Here is a 19,554-nt window from a genome sequence, read left to right as displayed (position 1 = left end):
AAAATTAACGTAGTTTTTCTGTGCTATCTTTATTAAGCTATTTCTACATATTATTCATAATGAACAGAGAGGTAGCTGTAAAATTCGAAGATGAAGAGAATGCTTTCTATTTGATAAGTGATGATGGGTTAATAGTTAAGAGGAACACTATTCCCAAGAAAATTGACATCCTTATAGTTAAACAGACCGACCGAAGCAAAATTATTGAAGCAGTTAAGATGAACTATAAACTGTTTGAGTGTAACAATATTACTAAAGAAGAATGTTTAGTTAAAGTATTAAACCGCGTATTTCCATATTGCAAGACGTGCAGATTTACATAGATGATAAAAAGTGTTCATTTCCATCTTTATTATTAATAAAATATTTCAAAGATATATGCTTTTGTTATAATGCTTAAACATTACAGTAAGCTATTTAAACCAGTGCTCTAAAGTATAAATAGAATGAATGACCAGATAAAGATAAGGAAGGCTACTAAAGAGGATTGGGAGAAAATTTATCAGCTATATAATTCTTTGAGCGATGAGGATCTATATTTAAGATTCTTCCACCTTTATAGAATAACTGAAGAAGACGCAAAGAAAATAGCGTCTAACGAGGACCACGTTACGTTTTTGGCAGAAGTAGATGGAAAAGTAGTTGGAGAAGCATCGCTACATAAGGATGGGGAGTTCTCATTAGTTGTACATAGAAATTACAGAACACTAGGGATAGGGACTTTACTAGTTAAAACTCTTATTGAAGAGGCTAAAAAATCTGGTTTAAGCACAGTAAAATTTTACACCTTACCAGAAAATACTCCAATGATAAAAATTGGTAGGAAACTCGGCTTTAAAATGAGGTTTTACGAGGATGAAGTTTATGGAGAAATGAGATTAACAGAAAGAGAATTGAACGTTAACCTAGCAACTTTCTCCGCCCCATAAGGGATTCTGAACTTCAGTGAACTTTCATAATTTTTTATCAGATCTTTAACATTTAATATAAGGGGTTGATTGACCTCGTTAGGCCACTCTGTGCTGATACCTAATACGGATTTCCCACGTTTAAAGACCTACCATGTTACGTCAATTATGCAAGATATCTCCTCTGTTGGCTGTAAGTCATATACCTTATTACAACTGTTATTAATTTCTTGATATAACAGGAACTGCTAACTACGGTTTCTAAATCTCTTATAAAAGTAACTTTATTATATTCAACATAGATTAATTAGCATGAAGTGGTATCAAATTTTAATCATAGTCGTAGCCGTTATATTAGTAATATCCGGTATTGTTATTCTAGTTCATAATACTTCACAACAGCAAATTAATGTGACAAAGGTAGTATTTCCAACCCAAGCCCAGATTTCCTCAATTTTAGGAAATGGGTGGAACATAACTGGTTTATTTGAAGAGAATTACAGTAGCGCAGTTAATCAGCAATACCCCGGAGGCTCAGCATTATACCAGGAGTATATTCAAAGGGCAAATCAAACTATCACGCTCAATGTAATCCAATTAAATTCCACAAGTACTACATTAAAAGGAATTAAGCTTGGAAAGTATCTGGTTTCCGCAAATATAACCGGAAACTCGAGTAAATTCGACTTGAGTAACATAGTAAACCTAGAAATAGAGACTTTAAAGAGCGGAAATGGTCTAATGCCTACACTCAATCCACTATTATTTCCGGCTAATCAAAGTGTTTCGCTGTTGGAGTTTGGTAACGCTATAACTAAAAACTATACCATTTATTTTGAAACAATAATGTATAATAACTCATATATCTCAATAGATATAGCAAATTCCTCAAACATATCTTCACTATTTACTTATTTGTTGAAAAGCACTGGACAGAATGTCACAGTATCAAGCATAAATGGCATGAAGTACTTTAATTTGAGCTTCATTAGCCAGTATGGTAGTGTTTACTACTTCGTAGGAATAAATAATAATGATAATTATCTAATATTCATACAATCACAGACACCAAAAGCCTTTCAATTCTTTGTAGAAATATCAACTAAAGTTTAAACGTTACAAAGTCTTAAGTTTTACTTAATTTCTCATTTATTGTCAATATTTTATAAATTGCACCAACTATCATCCATACCACAAATGATAAGACTCCTATTAAAACGGGAGTGTTAACTGATGTCGTTATAATGTTTGCGAATATCACAAATATTAATATTAGGTTTATTGCTAAAGTAAGAAGAATATTCCACAAGCTTAAGCTATTATTTTTTCTTAATATAAATAGCAGACTCACATTAGCCGCAAATAGCGCTATTAAAAAGCCTAACGTAGTAGTTATTCCTACTGGTGAGCTACCCCCTCATAAATGAGGGAGCTTCCTGCTTCACAGCTCTGCCATGCCAGTACCGAAGTGCTGGTACTGGTAGAGGGCGGAGTTCCACAGGCACTAAGGATCGCTCCGACCCCGCACCCTTCAAAATGTTAAGAGAAGCATTATAGTCACGATCTGCAATCCAACCACAGTTGGGACAAACGAAAACACGATCAGATAGAGACAAGTCATTTTTCACATACCCGCACCTAGCACAAGTTTTGGAAGTGTATGCAGGATTAACTAGGATGAGTTTCTTTCCGTATTTTTCCAGCTGATACTTCAGCACATCCCTCAACTCACCAAATCCCACATCACTCAGCCTCCTCCTCAGAGACCTCAAGGACTTACCCACAAGTTGTTTAGCGTGAATACCCTCCATCACCACAACGTCATAATGCTCAGCAAACCACTTACCCAACTTCATGTAAAGATCACTCCTCAGGTTCTTCAAATGCTCATAAGCCCTAGCAAGCTTAACCTTAGCCTTAAACCAATTATTAGAGAGGAACTTCTTCCTTGAAAGTTCTCTGTGTAGATGCTTCACTTTCCATAACGCCTTTTCAAGAGGTCTCAAATTAGGAAAATATTCACCATCCGGCGTTACTAACAACTTTTCTACACCAACATCTATCGCCACTACCTTACCAGTGTTAGGTAACTTGGGGAATTCGTAACCTTCTACTACGAAAGTGATGTAAATCCTCTCAGATCTTGTTAGCTTCACTACTACCCTCTTTACTTTGTCAAGGGGAAAGTCTCGGTGAACTATTACCTTGAACGTACCAAGATTTGATAGTTTAAGCGTTATTAGTTTTCTTCTTGCCTTTTCTTATTTCTCTAACTTGAAGTATTTTCCAACCATACTGGGGATAGACTAGGGAGTAGTATTTGTGAGGTTTCTTTTCTTTCGGGAAACGTGCTAAACCTTCGAAAAACCTCTGTCTAGCTTCGTAGTAACGGTCAGCTATTTGTTGAACTACTTGCGAGTAGACTTGCTTATACTCATCATCTTGTTTTCTCAGATCTAGAGCCAACTGTCTTAACTCAGTTTGTGTTAGTCCTTTCCCATCCCTTTGGTAAAAGTATATGTCTGCCCACCTTAAGGTGTTGTAGATTTCGCACGCTAACTTCAACTGGGCCTTTAACGCCCTAAGGGTTTGTTCGTCAGTGTATGCACGGAAGCGAAACCCTAAGGTGGGTATTGATGTGTATTTCGTTATTTTCCTATTTTTAACTTTTCTACAAAGGGATTCATCTCAAAGAGAAGTTTTCCGCCCCCTTTGAACCCCCGTCTGTTATAAATGAAATCTCCCACTGATATGTAAAAATTCTTTTATAACTAGCTATTTATCTCTTACCAGTGAGATTATTCGCCACCCAAAAACTAGTAGAGATAAATTTTGTGGCTATCCTTTCTTTAGTAACAAGAGCCGCGGCCGGGATTTGAACCCGGGACCTCTGCCTTACCAGGGCAGCGCTCTGGCCAGGCTGAGCTACCGCGGCATCATAAACATAAAGAAAACAAGGATTATAAAAGTATTTCTGACTTATCAGCTATTGAGGAGTGTTTCTTAATCTATAGTATTTTTAGGTAAAGTTATCTTGAATGCCTTTTGCCTTAAATGTTTACGTAGATTCTCTTCAAGAAGATTCTAATAATTATAAATATTAAAAGGGTATAGTCTAAATATTATATATCCTAAATGGAACAAACTTTTAACATCATTTATTAGGGATCATTTTCAGAAAACTACTATTATCTATTTTAGAATTAGCCTAATTCATAGAGAATATTACAATTCGCAATGGAAACATGAATCGCCCACAGATAATTTTGAATTTGAGATAAATCATATAGATTAATATCGAGAAAAATTTAAGGGTTAGGCGAAATAAAAAGGAAAAGTGAATTTATAACTATAGGACAATTCAAGTCTCCTTTGCGAATTGCAATTTGTAAATAATACTGTTGTAAAAATGTTAATATTGGTAGTCATGCATCTCCGCCAGTTAGTCGTCTTCAATTAGTTAATTTCGTAGTAATCTTTAAAATAAACTGAATTCACAATGGCTAACTGAATAACCATAAATATAATCCCACTATGATTTCGTTTTAAGTATAAAACGACATGTTTATTAGATTTTTAGGATTTATATATCATATGATTAAGGAGCCTTATGCTAAGTTGCTCAATGACATGGTCAAAATAATGAGAGAGGAATTTAAAGATGATCTGATATCGGTAGTACTTTATGGGAGCGTTGCTAGGGGAGATAATAGAAACGATAGTGATGTAGATTTATTGATAGTTATAGATAATTTACCTATGGACGGTATACTTAAAAGAATTAGATTGTTTGAGACCAAGGTCGAGGATAAGTTAAATTTAGATGAGTATTGGAGTAAGGGTTATTACATATCACTTTCTCCCATTCTTAAAACTCCCGAGGAAGCGGGAAAGATTTCACCTCTTTATCTAGATATGGTATATGACGCTGTAATTCTCTACGATAAGGACCAATTCTTCACTAAGATATTGCAAAAATTAAAGGGGAGGCTTATGGAATTAGGTGCTGAGAGAGTAAGGATGGGTAAGAGATGGTATTGGATACTTAAAAAGGATTCAGGGTTTGGTGAAACGGTTGAACTTTGATTCCTTAGCATTTTCATATATTACACAAGCTGAAGAAAGATTAGATTTAGCTAAAACAGAATATGAAAGAAAGAAATATAACATTGTAGTAAGACTTTGTCAAGAAGCTGTAGAGCTCTCTCTTAAAGCATGTCTTAGATTGGTTAATATAGAACCACCCAAATTTCATGATGTAGGTCCAATATTAAAAAATAATACAGACAAATTTCCACAATGGTTTAAAGAAAAGATAGATATTTTTGCCTCATACTCGAGATCCCTAAGGAAAGAAAGGGAACTATCAATGTATGGTGATGAAGAAACTAATACTCCTCCTGAACTACTCTATTCAGCTTATGATGGTCAACAATCAATTAAAATTGCTGAGGAAATATTGGAATATGCAAAGAAGTTATATGAAGAGAAAAGGAATAAGTAAAATCTTCTTAAAAAATCAGAAGCTACTATACAAATGTGTTTCCTTTCTTGAAGTAAAGATACATTACATTTAGCGAGTGTTTACCCGTGGCGTAACTTCTGCTTACTTTTAACTACTTCTAATTCCGCCACGGGCACCCCTCTTGAGGGCTCATACACACTCACCCTCAACTCATTGGGGCTAGTCGAGGGAAACACCACTACCCTCCCATCCGTATTTGTCGCCCCCAATACCTCGTGAGCATAGCCCGTCATCAGTATGGGGTTCATCAATTTATAATGTAGAGGAAATAATATATAAACATAATCATAATAAAGATCATATTGTGAAATGATTAAAAGTATTTAAAAGTTATGCAAATGTGTTACAGTCTAAACAGTAGTCCATCATCCTTCTACTTCTATTAACAGCTTGCTCACACCAGTGGAATATCATAATATAGGGAAACCTACTTAATTAGAAATTTCCATTTTCCTACTATAATACTGTACTGGAAAATTTTAAAATTAGTGCGTAATTATTATTTTTCGGATTTTTATCTATAGCCTCCCGATAACACTACATTAGAAGCTTTTTAGGGAGATTCAGTTAGCCATTGTGAATTCAGTTTATTTTAAAGATTACTACGAAATTAACTAATTGAAGACGACTAACTGGCGGAGATGCATGACTACCAATATTAACATTTTTACAACAGTATTATTTACAAATTGCAATTCGCAAAGGAGACTTGAATCACTTCCTCTTCATCACCACTTGATAGTCAGTTAAAGGTTTAGGTTTTATAATAATATTTAGCTAAGTTAAATTGCTTGTTTTTATCCCCCTTTCTTCAAATATTATATTTGCTTATAGTCTAAAGGGCAACAACGTTTCCAAAATTACATAAAGACCTTTCCGTATATTAGGAAGAGAGTTTGTCCTTTAAAGTCTCAGAAAGTATAGACAAGATATGCATTAGAAGACAATTTTTAAAAGGAACGAATTTAAGGTATATTTATGGAAGACGTTAAGAAATTTAAATACTTTACAGTATCACCTCTAGCTTTTGGAACCTGGAGGATTGGGGGAGGTTATTGGTACTCCTCTCATGACAGAGACAATGAATGGGTAGGTGCGATTCGTAGGGCAATAGAACTAGGACTAAGAGTTATCGACACTGCTGAAATGTACGGTAATGGTCACGCTGAGGAATTGGTAGGTGAAGCGATCAAGGAATTTAGCAGAGAAGAATTGTTTATAGTGTCTAAGGTTTGGCCTAGTCATGCTGACTATGATAATGTAATAAAGTCAGCTAAAAATAGTTCAAGAAGACTAGGCACATACATAGATCTTTATTTACTTCACGCTCCATCAAGAGTACCGATTTGCAAGACTATAAGGGCATTTGAGAAACTGGTAGATGATGGTGTAATAAGGTTTTTTGGGCTCAGTAACTTCGATGTGGACCAAATAGAGAGCGCCAGAGAGTGTGTCAGTAAGTATGAAATTGTCGCAATTCAAAATCACTATAGTTTGCTAAGTAGAAGTGATGAGAGGAGGGCTTTAGCTTACGCGGAGAAAAATGGACTGATGTATATGGCGTATACACCATTGGAAAATGGAATATTAGCTAGGAATGAGTTCTTAGCTAATATAGGTAAGAAGTACAATAAGACTGCAACTCAAGTAGCCTTAAATTGGTATATTACTGGTAAAAACAGTTTGATACCAATAGTGAAAGCCTCTAAAATACCCCATATAGAGGAAAATGCTGGTGCAATGGGTTGGAGATTGTCAGAAGAGGATTGGAGGGCAATAGATGAGCATTTTAGAGAGAAGAGTTATTTTCTAGATAAGTTTGTATCGTCTTTGAAATCGATGAGACCTTGGTCTTAGTTAATTTTAAAATTATATAATCAAATAAGTATCTATGAAGAGAATCTTAGTAGGTTATGATGGTTCGGAAAACGCAGAAAGGGCTTTAGATTTTGCGATAGAATTAGCTAGCAAGTTTTCCGCTAGGCTTTTTGTAGTAGAAGTGATAGACCTTACATTATTTTATAACACTGGGATACTACCACCATTGGAAGCTACTAAGAGCTTGGAGGAAAGGGCTAAAAAGGACGTTAAAAGAGCGATAGAAAAAGCTAAAAGTAAAGGCGTCAACGCTGAAGGTATAACGGTAGAAGGAGATCCTGCAAATTCCATTTTACAGTTTGCTACAGATAACCAAATTGACGTAATAGTAATTGGGAGTAGAGGGTTATCAAAGGTTCAACGCATATTCCTAGGTAGTGTATCGAATAAAATTGTCCAGGAGTCTAAGGTTCCCGTAGTAGTAGTTAAGTAAATAAGGAACGAATTCGAGTTATTTTTTATGTTTGGAAAGCTGGTAGCGGTTATTGATAAACTTAATGAAGGTAATGTGATTGAAGCTGGTAATGAGTTATTATTAATAGCAAAGGACTATGAGGACCAAGATAAGATAATAGACTTGTTAGCTGAAATAGAGAAAGAAATAAAGGAATTTAAAAGTAGTAACGATTTTTTACACAGAGACGATTCGCCATTTATGGACATGGTTAAGAGAAGTATGGAAGAAATGAGAATATGTAGGGAAAACAAATTAAAAGCGTTAATACTCCATACCCTATACATAATTAGTAACGGAAATGAAATATTATTAAACATGATAAAAAAAGTAAATATAGGAAAGCCAAACACATATATATGACCTTTCAAAATATAATATTGTGAGCTTCGACGCTGATGTTATAATAGTAGGTGGAGGACTAGCTGGGCTTTCCGCTGCTATTACTGCAAACAGAGAGGGATTATCAACTATTGTATTAGAAAGAGGAGAATATTCTGGAAGTAAGAACGTTTCTGGAGGAAGAATGTACACTCACGCATTATTACAATTATTTCCCGATGCACTGGAGAGAGCACCATTAGAGAGACCGGTAACTAATGAAACTTACGAGATCTATTGTGAAGAAGAAAAAAAGATTACTTTTTCGTTCCGGCATAAAACTAGAAATAGCTATACTGTATTGAGGGCTAAATTTGACCAATGGCTAGCTAAAGAGGCTGAAAATGAGGGAGTTTTAATATCTTATTCAACACTGGTTACTAATGCTAGGCGGGAAAACGATTATGTGGTAATAGAGACTAATAGAGGTGAACTTAAGGCACCTTTAGTTATAGATGCTGGTGGAATTACAGCTCCAGTCTCCAGATTCTTAGGAGTTAAAAAATTAGAGCCCAAGACGTTAATGTTAGGAGTTAAAGAGGTATTAGACATTAAACCCGATATGGATGATGATGAGGGTGAGGCTAGAACCATAGTGGGATTGATAGGAAATTTGAAAGGAGGAGGTTTCGTTTACACTAATAAAGATACATTATCCGTAGGCGTTACGATAAAAGTTGAGTCGTTATATAATTCTAATATACCTTCGCATGAAATTGTAGAGAGATTTAGAGAGTCGTTGGGCTTAAGCGGGAGTATCCTAGAATACTCTGCACACTTGATTCCATATTACGGTTATGATAAGATAGGTAAAATCTACGATAAGAATTTAATTTTAGTAGGCGATGCAGCTGGATTTCTAATAAACGACGGATTCAACATTAGAGGAATGGATTTAGCAATGGGCTCTGGAATTATTGCTGGAAAGTCAGCTAAGAAGATTAAGGAGCTTAACGATTATAGTAGAACTGATATCTATTACGAGATGCTCAAAGAATCTTTCGTACTAAAGGATATGAAGACCGCCTTAAGGTCTTTTAGCGTATTAAATGAGGAGGAGATTTTCACTAAATATCCTAAGGTCATTTGTAATGTGCTGGGCCAATTGTTTACAGTAACAAGTGATGGAAAGGAGAGGCCTATAAACGTCTTAATTAAAGAAAGTAAAAGCGAAAACGTAAATACTACGAAAATGCTAACTGATATCATGAGGTTATTTATATGATGGATCTTCTGAAAAGGTTGTCTTTAAATAAGTATAATGTAGATAAGACCACCCATATAGAGGTAAATACTGATATATGTTTAACTTGCAAAGATAAGCCTTGCACTAAAGTTTGCCCTGCTGGAACGTATGAGCCTTCTCCCGATGGAAGAATTGTGGTACACTATGAGAGATGCTTAGAATGCGGTGCGGCATTAGTAGCTTGCCCATATGGTGCAATAAAGTTTCATTTCCCAGAAGGAGGTATAAGCTATAAATATGGATAGGTTTTTGATTTTCAAATGTGGATTTATTAATAACTAATCACAGAGATCTAAGGCACAGGAAGGCTGGAGGAGCTGAACAAGTAATTTACGAGATATCTAGGAGATTGGTTAAGAAAGGAGTTAGCGTGACGTGGCTTTCTGAAGAGATAAAGGGATTACCTAAGGAGGAGGAAATTGAAAATATCAGAATAATAAGGAGAGGAAATTCAATTACCTTACATCTTTATGCACCAATAGAAGCAAGGAGACATGAGATTGTAATTGACAGTGTTGCCCATGCTGTACCGTTCTATTCATATCTAGTAAATAAGAATGCAATTGCATTAGTCCATCACGTCCATCAAGATGTAGTAAAATACGAGTTAAACCCAATCATGGCTAGGGCTGTAGCTTTTTCTGAGCGGAGTGTAAGCAATTATAAGAGTATTATTGCAGTTTCTAACACCACTAAAAGGGATTTGGTGGAGAGGCTGAAGGCTAAAGAGGATAGGATAGAGGTTATTCATAATGGAATTGATCATAACATTTACAGACCGGGCAAGAAAGCAAGCGAGCCAACTATACTTTGGATAGGAAGATTAAAGAAATATAAGAACCCATTAGATGCAATCGACGTTGCTAAGAGAGTCAAGGCTAAACTGGTTATGGCTGGGGGAGGAGATCTAGAAAATGAAGTAGTGCAGAAAATCAAGACTATTAATGGTGAATATCTTGGGAGGGTTAGTGAGGAGGATAAGATAAGACTATATCAGTCAGCGTGGATTGTAATAGTAACCTCATTCATAGAGGGTTGGAGTATGGTTACAGTCGAGGCTAATGCATGTGGAACCCCGGTAATTGCCTATAATAAGGGATCTTTGCCGGAAATCATAAAGAATGGTGTAAATGGGTATATAGTAAATTATAAGGATATTGAAGCGATGAGTAAGATCATAAATGAGTTAATAGAGGATGAGAAAAGGATTAAGGAACTATGGAAAAGTAGTTATGAAGAGTCTTTAAATTATGATTGGGACAAGAGTTCTGAGAAATATTATAATTACTTGATTCGAAAAGCATTAGATTAATTTATAGGGATTATAAAAATAATTTATGGGCAAAACTACGTCCGAGCTTCTAATTGATACGATTTCTTCTCAAGTTACCGACGTATTCGGGATACCTGGAACCCATGGTTTATCATTATACGAGGAGCTCAGAAAAAGGGTAAGTAGAGGGGAAATTAGATACTATATGCCTAGATTAGAATACGGAGGGGCAATAATGGCAGACTATTATGCTAGATTAAAGGGAAATGTGGGAGTTTTCTTATCAGTAAATGGTCCTGGCTTTACTAATTCTTTAACTGCTCTGGTCGGCGCTTATTCTGAAGGTTCTCCTCTTGTCCTTATCTCCCTCAATAAGGAATTTAAATATAGACATAGGAGACAACTTCACGATTCTGGCTATTACGACTTACAGTTAGAAATGGCCAGACAAGCAACTAAGGCATCATTTAGAATTTACTCTCCAGAAGATGTGCCAATTATAATGGAAAGGGCTTTTAAAATAGCTCTCGAAGATAAGATGGGACCGGTTTACATTGAGGTTCCGGTCGATGTATTGGAAGAGAAAGGTGATTTTGAGAATTATAAGATTAAGAAGGTTAATAGAACATTAATTTATCCTACGAAAGAGGAAGTAAGGGAAGCGTTAAATTTCTTGAGTGAGTGTTCTAAACCAATTCTACTATTAGGTTATGGTGCGTCTAGATCGAACATCTTGAACTACATTGAAAAATTAGGGATTCCCGTATTCACCACAATAAGGGGTAAGGGAAGCATTCCGGAGAATCATCCCTTATATGCTGGAACAATATTTAACCTCAAGGAGATACCAGGGGATTGCCTCATAGCACTAGGGACATCATTTAACGATCTCGAAACTAGTAGATGGAGCATTAAATTGCCGGATAGGATACTTCACGTGGATCCGGACGTTAACGTATTTAACACCTCAATAAATGCAGAAGTTACTATAAAAGCAAGTGCCGAAGCTTTTCTAGAGGAGATCGTTGAGAAGGTTAATTTGCCTAAATGGAGTTATAAAGTGGAGGAAAAGAACAGCGATATAGTTGATAACACAAGTGAAATAACTCATGATTACTTAGCTAAAGTTTTAGATGAGACGTTAAGTGAAGATAGGGTTATCATCTCTGATGCAGGGACAAATCAAGTTATGGCAATGGATATAAAAGTGTATAAACCGAACTCATACTTTAATTCGCTTATCTTTAACGCAATGGGATCTGCTATTCCAGCTAGCATAGGGGGTAAAATTGCATCTCCAGAGAGGCAAATAGTGAGTATTATAGGAGATCTAGGATTTCAAGGATGTTTTAATGAACTAATTACTGCAGCACAGTATAAGATCAACTTCTTAACAGTTTTAGTAGAGGATGGTGTACAGCACTTCCTAAGGTTAAATCAGAAAATGAGATATGGAAATACTTTTACAACTGATGTATTTCAAATAGATTACACTAAGGTTGTGGAAGGGATTGGGGTTAACGTAATTGAGGTTAAGGATAGGAAAGACCTTAAGAAAAGTGTAGAAGAGGCCGTTGGATTATCTCTCAAGAGTCCAACAGTTCTAAGAGTTCACGTTAGCCCTAATAGTATACCTTCTAGATTGTTAATGAAAAGATAGTTATTTATATTAAAAATAAGGAGTTTTACCTATGGTTAAAATCCTATTATTCTCTCCAAATCCTAACGAATTTAAGAGAGTTGGTGTTTATGAGAACGGTAGGGTCATTGACCTAGTAAAGGCTTATGAACTATTATATGACGCTAAGCCCCCAAATTGGTTTTACGATACTAAGGATTTAATTGAAGGTGGAAATGGCTCAATCTTACTGATAAAGAGTGTTTTGGATAGTTTAAGGGGTAAGGAGGACAAAGTGTCTTATGATCCAGAGAAGATTTTCTATTATCCACCTATTACTAATCCAGAGAAGATTTTCCTCTTGGCTGTTAATTACAAGGCTCACGGCAAGGAGACTAATAATGAACCTCCAAAGGAACCTTACATTTTTACTAAGTTCTCAAACGCGTTAATCGGTCATAATCAACCTATACTGTATCCGAAAGCATCAAATAAGGTTGATTACGAAATTGAGCTAGGAGTTATAATTGGGAAACAAGGGAAGTATGTAAAGAGAGAAAGAGCGTTTGATTACGTATTTGGTTATACAGTGTTCAACGATATTAGTTATAGGGATAGACAATTTCCATCAGAAATGCCCTATGGTATGAGGTGGGTTCACGGTAAGGGTATGGACACTGGAGCACCAATGGGACCGTGGATAGTTACCAAGGATGAAATTCCAAACCCTTATGAATTGAGGTTGACTTTAAGAGTTAACGGGGAAGTTAGGCAAGACGCTTACGCTGAGGACATGATATTTAAGATTGATGAGATAATCGAGTATTTGTCAAATGGTATAACATTAAAACCTGGAGATATAATATCTACTGGAACTCCGCCTGGAGTTGGATTAGCTACTGGAAAATTCTTGAAACCGGGCGATACAATTGAGGCGGAGATAAGCAAGATAGGAGTGTTAAGGAATTATTTAGTAAAAGAAGAATAAAATTATTAAATCTTTATTATAACGTAATTTATTCCCAAATAGGCTAGGAAGAATAATGGTAGTATAAGATCTGGTATGTCAAAGACAACTTCACTTATCCATAAGGTACCTAAGCTAAAGAGTAACGCAGAGAGAACGAATTTCAAATGAGGTAATCTAATTCTAGCCACTTGCGATTTTAGTATTGCCGTTAAGATAACCACTAAAACTGAAGCTAGTATTGCACCCATTACTGCTGATGAATAACTTTGAGGTATAAGGGCTAAAATGACTAATGATGCTTCCAGTCCTTCAATCGCAGAAACTGTAAATACCACAGATAATCCCTCTTCCTTTTCTTCTCCTCCCTTCTTCTTAATCCCTTTAAAAGATCTCCTTGCACTCCTTATCAGTCTATAACCAAAATAGAATAGAATCACCGCTGATGCTAAAAGTACGTAATTTAAGGGAACCAAATAAATTAACTTACCTAAAGTAAACGTTGGTATGAGAACGATAGCAACACCCAATACGGCGTAAATAAATGGTAAATTGTTCTTGTAAATATTATGATATATTGCAGCTATTGCACCAGCTTCAGTTAGTTCAAGAAGGGATATTCCTAATGCGGCAAGGAATACACTCACATCCATAATCCGAATTATGAAAGTAAGTTAATAAAACTATAACTCAACCTTTTATCCTCTCCCATTTGCCTTTGAATAGGACGTACTTACCTTCCTTAGCTATCACCTTTCCCTTCCTTATCACAAATCTAGGAGGCCACATGAAACGAATCAAATCTATAACGTCATCAGCATCAGTTACTAGCAAATTCGCCTCATTACCAACTTCAATCCCATAGTTCTTTACTCTCCAAGCTTTAGCTCCATTAAAAGTTATCAAGTTGATTGAGGAAACCAACTCGTTAATACCCATCATTTGATCCAAATGGATAGCCATAAAGAGAACTTGTAACATATTTCCTATTCCTAAGGGATACCAAGGGTCCATAATACAATCATGACCTAATGTAACGTTAACGTTTGCATATAGCATTTCCTTTATGGGAGCCATTCCTCTCCTTTTAGGATACCCATCAAATCTCCCTTGGAGAACAACGTTTATCAAAGGATTTGGCACTACAGTTATTCCAGCCCTCGCAACGTACGGTAAAATTCTGAACCTATATGCTGAATCCCAACTATGCATCGCAGTAACATGACCAGCGGTAACTCTTCCGTACCATTCATTATTTATTGTTTCCTTTGCCAACACTTCTAAATATCTTGAATTGGGATCATCGGTTTCATCGATATGTCCATCAACGTCCTTATTATATTCCTTGGCTAGCTCAAATGCATATTTAATTGACTTGAAACCATCCTCTCTAGTAATTTCATTGTGAGGAATTAACCCAACATTGTCTGCGCCATTTTCTAAAGCCTTTCTAAGAAGTTCGTCATTCCCCTTTTCGGTAAATATCCCGTCTTGGGGGAATGCGGTAATTTGTATATCAGCTATATCCCTACTCTCATCCTTAACCCTATTTATAGCTCTTAATAGTTTGAAGGATCTCTCAGTAATGTCAACGTGTGACCTTATCCAAAGAGTACCGTATGCCACGAATAGTTTTACCGCAGTTAGCGCGTTTCTAACTACCTCATCCTCGCTTATCTTATTCCTTATATCTTGCCATATCCTTATTCCTTCCCATAATGTACCGCTTTTATTTACAGCTTTAGTAAAAGCACTATCTAAATGGAAGTGCATGTTAAAGTATGGTGGGATTACTAATTTATTTTCAGCATCTATTAATTCGTCATTATCTTCACATTCCCCTAGACAAACTATCTTCTCGCCTTCTATTCCAACATCTACAATCCTTCCATCTAGCAGTTTTGCATTTCTTATCGTAAACATTTGGTAAAATATTAAGTAGAGCCCTTTTATCTATTATAGTCACTGGCAGCTGCGGTCTTAGTTTGAAGTTCTCTTACTGTCCTCATAACTATTTTTTGTATTTCGCTTCTTGGAGGTTCTTCATATATAGTTTTACAGATCGTATCTATTCCTAAAATGTATGTGTTTAATGTAGTTTCAAGCACTTTAATTGAAGGTTCTTCGATTACGAAATCCAGTTTCTTTATTTTTTCCTTAAGAACGTTAATTAAAACATCTGGATCTATATCCTTGGAGACTTCATACTTAGTTCTGACCTTCCTTTTCTCCTCCCCATTATGAATGAAAATTGCAGCTTGAATCATTATACTATTAGGTATCTTTACTGGAATCTGGTCGTCTGTAAATATTGTAGTATAAAGTAATGAAATGTCTGTTACTGTACCGGTGTAACCTGGGATCAAAAAATCATTAGAGAAGAACTTTGGAGGATAGGTTGGAGCTAATAAACCATATTGCCACGTTGATACCGTCACTCTGTCTCCTACCTTATATGGCCTAGAAATCACTATCATTATCCCGCCGAATATGTTGGCAAGAACGTCTTGGGCAGCTAAACCTAACACTAATCCCGCGAAACCACCAGCAGCTAACGCAGTACCCAAACTTACCCTAATTAGTACAAAGAATCCTACGAATGCTATGATATATCCAATTAGTCTAACTACAAATGAAATACTGCTAGCGTTATCGTAACCTATTACATCTCCTAATCTATTCCTAATAAGAGAGCCTATAAAGTACGAAACAATAACCGCAACTATAAACCAAATTGCAGCGTAAATATAGAGTAGATAATCAGCAGGTATTATCTTAAATACGCTGGATAGTACGAAAACACCACCGCCGAGTGCTATTCCAGCTAATACTACAGTTAAGATGAGTGCTATTACTCTTCTTTCGTTTAAAGCCATAGTATTACCTTTTGGATAATCGTTTATATTGTTTATGTTTAAAGTTACTTTGTAGATTTATCGAATTTTTATAAGGATTTAAGGATTATTACAGATCTAAATTAAATATCTGATCATCTATCGAAATAAATATATTAGTATTTAATATAAAAGTATTCAATTTAACAACAAAGCAGTCTAAAATAGGAAAAATAGTCATCCTCACAATGCTAACTAATCCTTATTATCCTAGAATGCTATTTTATTACATGGGTTATAAATCTCGTCTTTACCATGTTAGGTTACCAAAAGTCTACAAGGCGTATTATTTTTATTTTAAGAGTAAGAAGTTCTTATTGTCTAGAAAATATGTCCTAAATTACGCAAGGAAGAGGAGAAAGCTAATATTCTAGCACAGTTAGTAGATTTTTAATGATATTTAAATACTCTAATGGCACAATAAGTTCAGAAGGTTTAACACTGTGTACTGTTAAAGTTGAAAGAAATCAGATAAGAGTTGAGGGTAACTATAACTTTCTGCTGAAACGTGAAGGGTTAGATTCTTATGAGATCTATCAGTACAATTCTAAGATAGGCGAGATTAAAAATTTTAATCTTCAGTATAGTATATTTAATTTTGTTGTAAGCAGACCACAACTAGTCGCTTTCAAGAGAGGATATGAAAATATCGTAAAAATCTTTACTAATAGTAACACTGAAGTCGGCGAAATAAAGAGAGTTCAAGATGGTTTAGAGGGATATCTTAATGACGCCTATGATCCATACATTATCTTAATATATTTGGTAGTACTCTCAAATTTCATCAATGTAATATCATATCCCAAGTACAGAACTTCTAGGGTTTCAAAATATAGGGGGTTATTCTATTTTATTCCATTGTTATTGATACTAGTTTATCTTATTCCCTTACCTTTCTATATTGATCTTGCCATATATGTAGCATTGTTGATAATATTTTACTACTTATTAGTAATTAGACGCATTTTAATCTTATCGCCAAGAGCAGCTCATGCGTAAATCTCCTCGAGGGAATCAAGGCTCCTCCAACCTTCATCATTAATTTCCTTTAATGCATTATTTATTTGTATAGAATGTATCTTAACATTATCAATTATATCGATAGTCTTTAAATACTCGGTAAATACTTGAAGGTTTAATAACGGCTCCGATAAATCAGACTTCTTGAAAACCTTGCCTAAAATGCCCCTAGTCTTTCCCTTATAAACTTGAGGTTGCACAACCAAAGTATTTCCAGTATTTGTTTTAGCTATTAGGAATGGTATGACTAAAGTACTGTCCTCAGCCATATCTAACTTAGTATTATAGAAAGACTCTATATACTTTATGAAATTCTCAATGTTCTCTTTAACCTTATTCGCATCATTCTTAAAATCATTTGTCACGTTGTCCAGATCTTTCATTAATTTATTTATATTCTCTATCTCTGAATTCCTTTCGGAATACAAGGAATCAAGTTCTTTTCTTAAATTTTTAATCTTCTCCAAATATTTCCCAGCAACTGAATCTTTTATTTGCCTAAATTCATTCAAAAGATTTTCAAACTCGTTCTTGGAATTCTCGAATTCATCTCTCCCTACAATTCCCCCTTCATACTTCAAACTCACAACAATATGCCTTGTTGTAATATCAGTAAGTCTTGAGATTCTAGAGCTAATCTCACTGTTTGTTTCATTGTATATCTCACTATTGGCTTTCTGAACCTCGTTATCAATCTCCTTTTTCTTATTTTCAATTAACTCATTATATTTTTTCGTAGTCGCCTCTAACTTACTGGCATAGCCCTTTTTTATCCTTACCCTAACATCATCCACTTCCTTCACCAGGCTTTCTAACGACGTTATTGTAAATATAGCTTCAGCCTTTAAGCTAATCAAGGTATCCTTAATCACCTTTACATCATGGTCGCTAAGTTTGGAATCTAACATAAATAATTGATAATTTGCGTTTACACTATTCTTTGCGACTTTAAGTAATTTGTCAATTTCGATATTTAGCAAACCAATTAATGTTATTTCATTGGAGCTTACACGCTTCAAATTTATCTTCTTCAAATTAGAAACGAATGTTGTGTAATCATTCATCGAGGAAAATTCTGAAGCAACATCGTTGAATGGTGGGTAGATATACTTTAATATTCTTGAGGAAACTCTCAAAGTTTGATCTAAGACTAGAAATCCTTGTTCAGTCTTTTTTATTAACAGAGGCCATCCTATAATTGATGCCCTTACTACTTTCTCCTTCTTCTCAAGGTCTAAATTCAACAAGGAGATTGCAATTTGTTTATGAAAATTTATCTCATTATAATTCTGATCAACAGCTAAAGGAACAAAGTACGTTTGCATCAATAATATTTAAAAGATAAAGATAAAAAGTTAGAGTCTAAAGCTAACCTTCTTCTTTTCTGCTTTCCAGTCTACGGTAACTGGCGGAAGACCTCTTTTACTTCTAATATAGTTATAGGCTGACAATGCAGCCTTAACTCCCTCAGCAGCAGCTACAACTGCTTGCTTATACGGTGTTTGAGTAACATCACCAGCTGCAAATACTCCCTCCCTACTCGTTCTTCCTAACTCATCCACAATTATCTCGCCTTTCTCATTTAACTCAACAAATCCTTTTAGAAACTCCGTTTTAAGAGTATAGCCCATCTCTATTATCACACCATCTACTTTCAATTGTAATATTTCATCCCCTCTCTTTATCACTAACTCTTCAACCTTACTATTCCCTCTTATTTCTAAGACTCTTGAAGATGTTAATATTTTAACTGTGGGTTTATTCACTACATTTTTTACAATCTCCTCCTCACCTGCTAGATAAGAAGATGAGGTAATATAATATGCTGGGTTTGCGTAATTTGATAACAATTCTATAGCTTCTATTCCAGGTTCACCTTCGCCTATTACAGCCGCTGGCTTACCCTTGAAGAATGCTGCATCACATATTGCACAGTATGATACCCCTTTCCCTTTAAACTCTTGCTCACCTGGTACATTAATTTCCCTTGGAGTTTTACCAAACGCTAAAATTAGAGCCCTTCCAGCATATTCACCTTTAATACCCTTTATTATGAATAAATCCGACTCTTGTGCGATCTCTTTAACTTCCTCTCCATAAATGAATTCCGCTCCGAACTTCTTAGCTTGTTTCTCAATCTTTTGCGCTAGAGTTAACCCTCCGGTTGACTCTATCCCTGGATAATTTTCTATTAAATCAGTTAACGTTAATTGTCCACCAAGATCTTTTGAAAGTACTAACGTTGATAGTTTTTGTCTTGAAGAATATAATGCCGCACTTAATCCAGCAATCCCTGCCCCAACTATTATTGTATCATATGTCTTTAACGGCATACTATATCTCTTTTATACTTTATATAATAAAAAGTTATCTTTTGATAGTCTGTAAAA

General features: G+C 35.3%; 21 protein-coding genes, 1 tRNA gene and 2 pseudogenes. 15 read left to right on the top strand and 9 right to left on the bottom strand.

Annotation, left to right across the window (positions count from 1 at the left end; genetic code table 11):
• The first annotated feature begins 20 nt into the window (after nucleotides 1–20).
• The 3 genes from SSOP1_RS13935 to SSOP1_RS13925 all read left to right on the top strand — a co-directional run bounded on the left by SSOP1_RS13935 (nucleotide 21) and on the right by SSOP1_RS13925 (nucleotide 2,021).
• The gene (locus SSOP1_RS13935) at nucleotides 21–323 is read left to right on the top strand and encodes a hypothetical protein (protein ID WP_009989034.1); all 303 of its coding nucleotides are present in this window, start codon (nucleotides 21–23) and stop codon (nucleotides 321–323) included.
• Between the two features lie 123 nt (nucleotides 324–446).
• Entirely contained in the window at nucleotides 447–929 is a 483-nt protein-coding gene (gene pat / locus SSOP1_RS13930; RefSeq protein WP_009989035.1) for an N-acetyltransferase Pat, read from the top strand.
• Nucleotides 930–1,220: 291 nt separating this feature from the next.
• Complete coding sequence (locus tag SSOP1_RS13925; protein ID WP_009989036.1) at nucleotides 1,221–2,021, top strand: hypothetical protein; 801 nt, start codon at nucleotides 1,221–1,223, stop codon at nucleotides 2,019–2,021.
• 13 nt (nucleotides 2,022–2,034) lie between these two features.
• Here SSOP1_RS13925 and SSOP1_RS13920 read toward each other — a convergent pair whose 3' ends face one another.
• From SSOP1_RS13920 to SSOP1_RS13910, 3 genes and pseudogenes are all read right to left on the bottom strand, one after another.
• Entirely contained in the window at nucleotides 2,035–2,259 is a 225-nt protein-coding gene (locus SSOP1_RS13920; protein WP_048054267.1) for a hypothetical protein, read from the bottom strand.
• A 58-nt stretch (nucleotides 2,260–2,317) separates the two neighbouring features.
• Nucleotides 2,318–3,542, bottom strand: a pseudogene (locus SSOP1_RS13915) (RNA-guided endonuclease InsQ/TnpB family protein).
• A 226-nt stretch (nucleotides 3,543–3,768) separates the two neighbouring features.
• Nucleotides 3,769–3,843, bottom strand: a tRNA-Thr gene (locus tag SSOP1_RS13910).
• A 659-nt stretch (nucleotides 3,844–4,502) separates the two neighbouring features.
• Here SSOP1_RS13910 and SSOP1_RS13905 point away from each other — a divergent pair.
• The gene (locus SSOP1_RS13905; protein ID WP_009990001.1) at nucleotides 4,503–4,994 is read left to right on the top strand and encodes a nucleotidyltransferase domain-containing protein; all 492 of its coding nucleotides are present in this window, start codon (nucleotides 4,503–4,505) and stop codon (nucleotides 4,992–4,994) included.
• A complete protein-coding gene (locus SSOP1_RS13900; RefSeq protein ID WP_009990000.1) occupies nucleotides 4,984–5,412 on the top strand; it encodes a HEPN domain-containing protein in 429 nt (142 codons plus the stop codon). Before SSOP1_RS13905 ends, SSOP1_RS13900 begins: the two co-directional genes overlap by 11 nt.
• 80 nt (nucleotides 5,413–5,492) lie before the next feature.
• Here SSOP1_RS13900 and SSOP1_RS17965 read toward each other — a convergent pair.
• Nucleotides 5,493–5,685 (bottom strand): annotated as a pseudogene (locus SSOP1_RS17965) (hypothetical protein).
• Between the two features lie 726 nt (nucleotides 5,686–6,411).
• Between SSOP1_RS17965 and SSOP1_RS13890 the strand changes: the two are divergent.
• From SSOP1_RS13890 to SSOP1_RS13855, 8 genes are read left to right on the top strand one after another with little or no spacing between them, the layout of a single operon-like run.
• Nucleotides 6,412–7,290 carry an aldo/keto reductase gene (locus SSOP1_RS13890; RefSeq protein ID WP_009990217.1) on the top strand — a complete coding sequence of 293 codons (879 nt, stop codon included), beginning with the start codon at nucleotides 6,412–6,414 and terminating at the stop codon, nucleotides 7,288–7,290.
• A gap of 34 nt (nucleotides 7,291–7,324) precedes the next feature.
• A complete protein-coding gene (locus SSOP1_RS13885; RefSeq protein ID WP_009990218.1) occupies nucleotides 7,325–7,744 on the top strand; it encodes a universal stress protein in 420 nt (139 codons plus the stop codon).
• A 27-nt stretch (nucleotides 7,745–7,771) separates the two neighbouring features.
• On the top strand, nucleotides 7,772–8,128 hold the full coding sequence (locus SSOP1_RS13880; protein ID WP_009990219.1) for a hypothetical protein: 357 nt from the start codon (nucleotides 7,772–7,774) through the stop codon (nucleotides 8,126–8,128).
• A gap of 19 nt (nucleotides 8,129–8,147) precedes the next feature.
• Nucleotides 8,148–9,371, top strand: a complete 1,224-nt coding sequence (locus tag SSOP1_RS13875) for an NAD(P)/FAD-dependent oxidoreductase (RefSeq protein WP_009990220.1) — start codon at nucleotides 8,148–8,150, stop codon at nucleotides 9,369–9,371.
• Nucleotides 9,368–9,637, top strand: coding sequence for a ferredoxin family protein (locus tag SSOP1_RS13870; RefSeq protein ID WP_009990222.1), 270 nt, complete (start codon nucleotides 9,368–9,370; stop codon nucleotides 9,635–9,637). Before SSOP1_RS13875 ends, SSOP1_RS13870 begins: the two co-directional genes overlap by 4 nt.
• Before the next feature lie 17 nt (nucleotides 9,638–9,654).
• A complete protein-coding gene (locus SSOP1_RS13865) occupies nucleotides 9,655–10,704 on the top strand; it encodes a glycosyltransferase family 4 protein (RefSeq protein WP_009990224.1) in 1,050 nt (349 codons plus the stop codon).
• A 25-nt stretch (nucleotides 10,705–10,729) separates the two neighbouring features.
• Nucleotides 10,730–12,325, top strand: a complete 1,596-nt coding sequence (locus tag SSOP1_RS13860; protein ID WP_009990225.1) for a thiamine pyrophosphate-binding protein — start codon at nucleotides 10,730–10,732, stop codon at nucleotides 12,323–12,325.
• A 31-nt stretch (nucleotides 12,326–12,356) separates the two neighbouring features.
• Entirely contained in the window at nucleotides 12,357–13,271 is a 915-nt protein-coding gene (locus SSOP1_RS13855; protein WP_009990227.1) for a fumarylacetoacetate hydrolase family protein, read from the top strand.
• A 5-nt stretch (nucleotides 13,272–13,276) separates the two neighbouring features.
• Here SSOP1_RS13855 and SSOP1_RS13850 read toward each other — a convergent pair whose 3' ends face one another.
• Genes SSOP1_RS13850 through SSOP1_RS13840 form a run of 3 tightly spaced genes read right to left on the bottom strand, consistent with a single transcriptional unit; the run spans nucleotide 13,277 to nucleotide 16,126 of the window.
• Nucleotides 13,277–13,903 carry a membrane protein gene (locus SSOP1_RS13850; protein WP_009990228.1) on the bottom strand — a complete coding sequence of 209 codons (627 nt, stop codon included), beginning with the start codon at nucleotides 13,901–13,903 and terminating at the stop codon, nucleotides 13,277–13,279.
• A 37-nt stretch (nucleotides 13,904–13,940) separates the two neighbouring features.
• Nucleotides 13,941–15,173, bottom strand: coding sequence for an amidohydrolase family protein (locus tag SSOP1_RS13845; RefSeq protein WP_009990231.1), 1,233 nt, complete (start codon nucleotides 15,171–15,173; stop codon nucleotides 13,941–13,943).
• 26 nt (nucleotides 15,174–15,199) lie between these two features.
• A complete protein-coding gene (locus SSOP1_RS13840; protein ID WP_063492831.1) occupies nucleotides 15,200–16,126 on the bottom strand; it encodes a mechanosensitive ion channel family protein in 927 nt (308 codons plus the stop codon).
• 206 nt (nucleotides 16,127–16,332) lie between these two features.
• On the opposite strand from SSOP1_RS13840, the gene SSOP1_RS17750 reads away from it, so the two are divergent.
• The gene (locus SSOP1_RS17750) at nucleotides 16,333–16,518 is read left to right on the top strand and encodes a hypothetical protein (protein ID WP_009990234.1); all 186 of its coding nucleotides are present in this window, start codon (nucleotides 16,333–16,335) and stop codon (nucleotides 16,516–16,518) included.
• A 19-nt stretch (nucleotides 16,519–16,537) separates the two neighbouring features.
• The gene (locus SSOP1_RS13830) at nucleotides 16,538–17,143 is read left to right on the top strand and encodes a hypothetical protein (RefSeq protein WP_009990235.1); all 606 of its coding nucleotides are present in this window, start codon (nucleotides 16,538–16,540) and stop codon (nucleotides 17,141–17,143) included.
• On the opposite strand, the gene SSOP1_RS13825 is transcribed toward SSOP1_RS13830, so the two are convergent.
• Nucleotides 17,134–18,489: a BAR domain-containing protein gene (locus SSOP1_RS13825; RefSeq protein WP_009990236.1), complete on the bottom strand. Its 1,356-nt coding sequence runs from the start codon at nucleotides 18,487–18,489 to the stop codon at nucleotides 17,134–17,136. The genes SSOP1_RS13830 and SSOP1_RS13825 overlap by 10 nt on opposite strands.
• Nucleotides 18,490–18,519: 30 nt before the next feature.
• Entirely contained in the window at nucleotides 18,520–19,497 is a 978-nt protein-coding gene (locus tag SSOP1_RS13820; protein ID WP_010923960.1) for an NAD(P)/FAD-dependent oxidoreductase, read from the bottom strand.
• Nucleotides 19,498–19,554 lie beyond the last annotated feature (57 nt).

The sequence above is a fragment of the Saccharolobus solfataricus genome, assembly GCF_900079115.1.
Lineage (GTDB): Archaea > Thermoproteota > Thermoprotei_A > Sulfolobales > Sulfolobaceae > Saccharolobus > Saccharolobus solfataricus.
This window is presented reverse-complemented; position numbering and strand designations above follow the sequence as displayed.

What these genes read in the sequence shown, in the direction of transcription:
- pat (WP_009989035.1), top strand. Translation starts at nt 447, where the DNA reads ATGAATGACCAGATAAAGATAAGGAAGGCTACTAAAGAGGATTGGGAG.
- SSOP1_RS13925 (WP_009989036.1), top strand. Translation starts at nt 1,221, where the DNA reads ATGAAGTGGTATCAAATTTTAATCATAGTCGTAGCCGTTATATTAGTA.
- SSOP1_RS13905 (WP_009990001.1), top strand. Translation starts at nt 4,503, where the DNA reads ATGATTAAGGAGCCTTATGCTAAGTTGCTCAATGACATGGTCAAAATA.
- SSOP1_RS13890 (WP_009990217.1), top strand. Translation starts at nt 6,412, where the DNA reads ATGGAAGACGTTAAGAAATTTAAATACTTTACAGTATCACCTCTAGCT.
- SSOP1_RS13885 (WP_009990218.1), top strand. Translation starts at nt 7,325, where the DNA reads ATGAAGAGAATCTTAGTAGGTTATGATGGTTCGGAAAACGCAGAAAGG.
- SSOP1_RS13880 (WP_009990219.1), top strand. Translation starts at nt 7,772, where the DNA reads ATGTTTGGAAAGCTGGTAGCGGTTATTGATAAACTTAATGAAGGTAAT.
- SSOP1_RS13870 (WP_009990222.1), top strand. Translation starts at nt 9,368, where the DNA reads ATGATGGATCTTCTGAAAAGGTTGTCTTTAAATAAGTATAATGTAGAT.
- SSOP1_RS13860 (WP_009990225.1), top strand. Translation starts at nt 10,730, where the DNA reads ATGGGCAAAACTACGTCCGAGCTTCTAATTGATACGATTTCTTCTCAA.
- SSOP1_RS13855 (WP_009990227.1), top strand. Translation starts at nt 12,357, where the DNA reads ATGGTTAAAATCCTATTATTCTCTCCAAATCCTAACGAATTTAAGAGA.
- SSOP1_RS13850 (WP_009990228.1), bottom strand. Translation starts at nt 13,903, where the DNA reads ATGGATGTGAGTGTATTCCTTGCCGCATTAGGAATATCCCTTCTTGAA.
- SSOP1_RS13845 (WP_009990231.1), bottom strand. Translation starts at nt 15,173, where the DNA reads ATGTTTACGATAAGAAATGCAAAACTGCTAGATGGAAGGATTGTAGAT.
- SSOP1_RS13840 (WP_063492831.1), bottom strand. Translation starts at nt 16,126, where the DNA reads ATGGCTTTAAACGAAAGAAGAGTAATAGCACTCATCTTAACTGTAGTA.
- SSOP1_RS17750 (WP_009990234.1), top strand. Translation starts at nt 16,333, where the DNA reads ATGCTAACTAATCCTTATTATCCTAGAATGCTATTTTATTACATGGGT.
- SSOP1_RS13830 (WP_009990235.1), top strand. Translation starts at nt 16,538, where the DNA reads ATGATATTTAAATACTCTAATGGCACAATAAGTTCAGAAGGTTTAACA.
- SSOP1_RS13825 (WP_009990236.1), bottom strand. Translation starts at nt 18,489, where the DNA reads ATGCAAACGTACTTTGTTCCTTTAGCTGTTGATCAGAATTATAATGAG.
- SSOP1_RS13820 (WP_010923960.1), bottom strand. Translation starts at nt 19,497, where the DNA reads ATGCCGTTAAAGACATATGATACAATAATAGTTGGGGCAGGGATTGCT.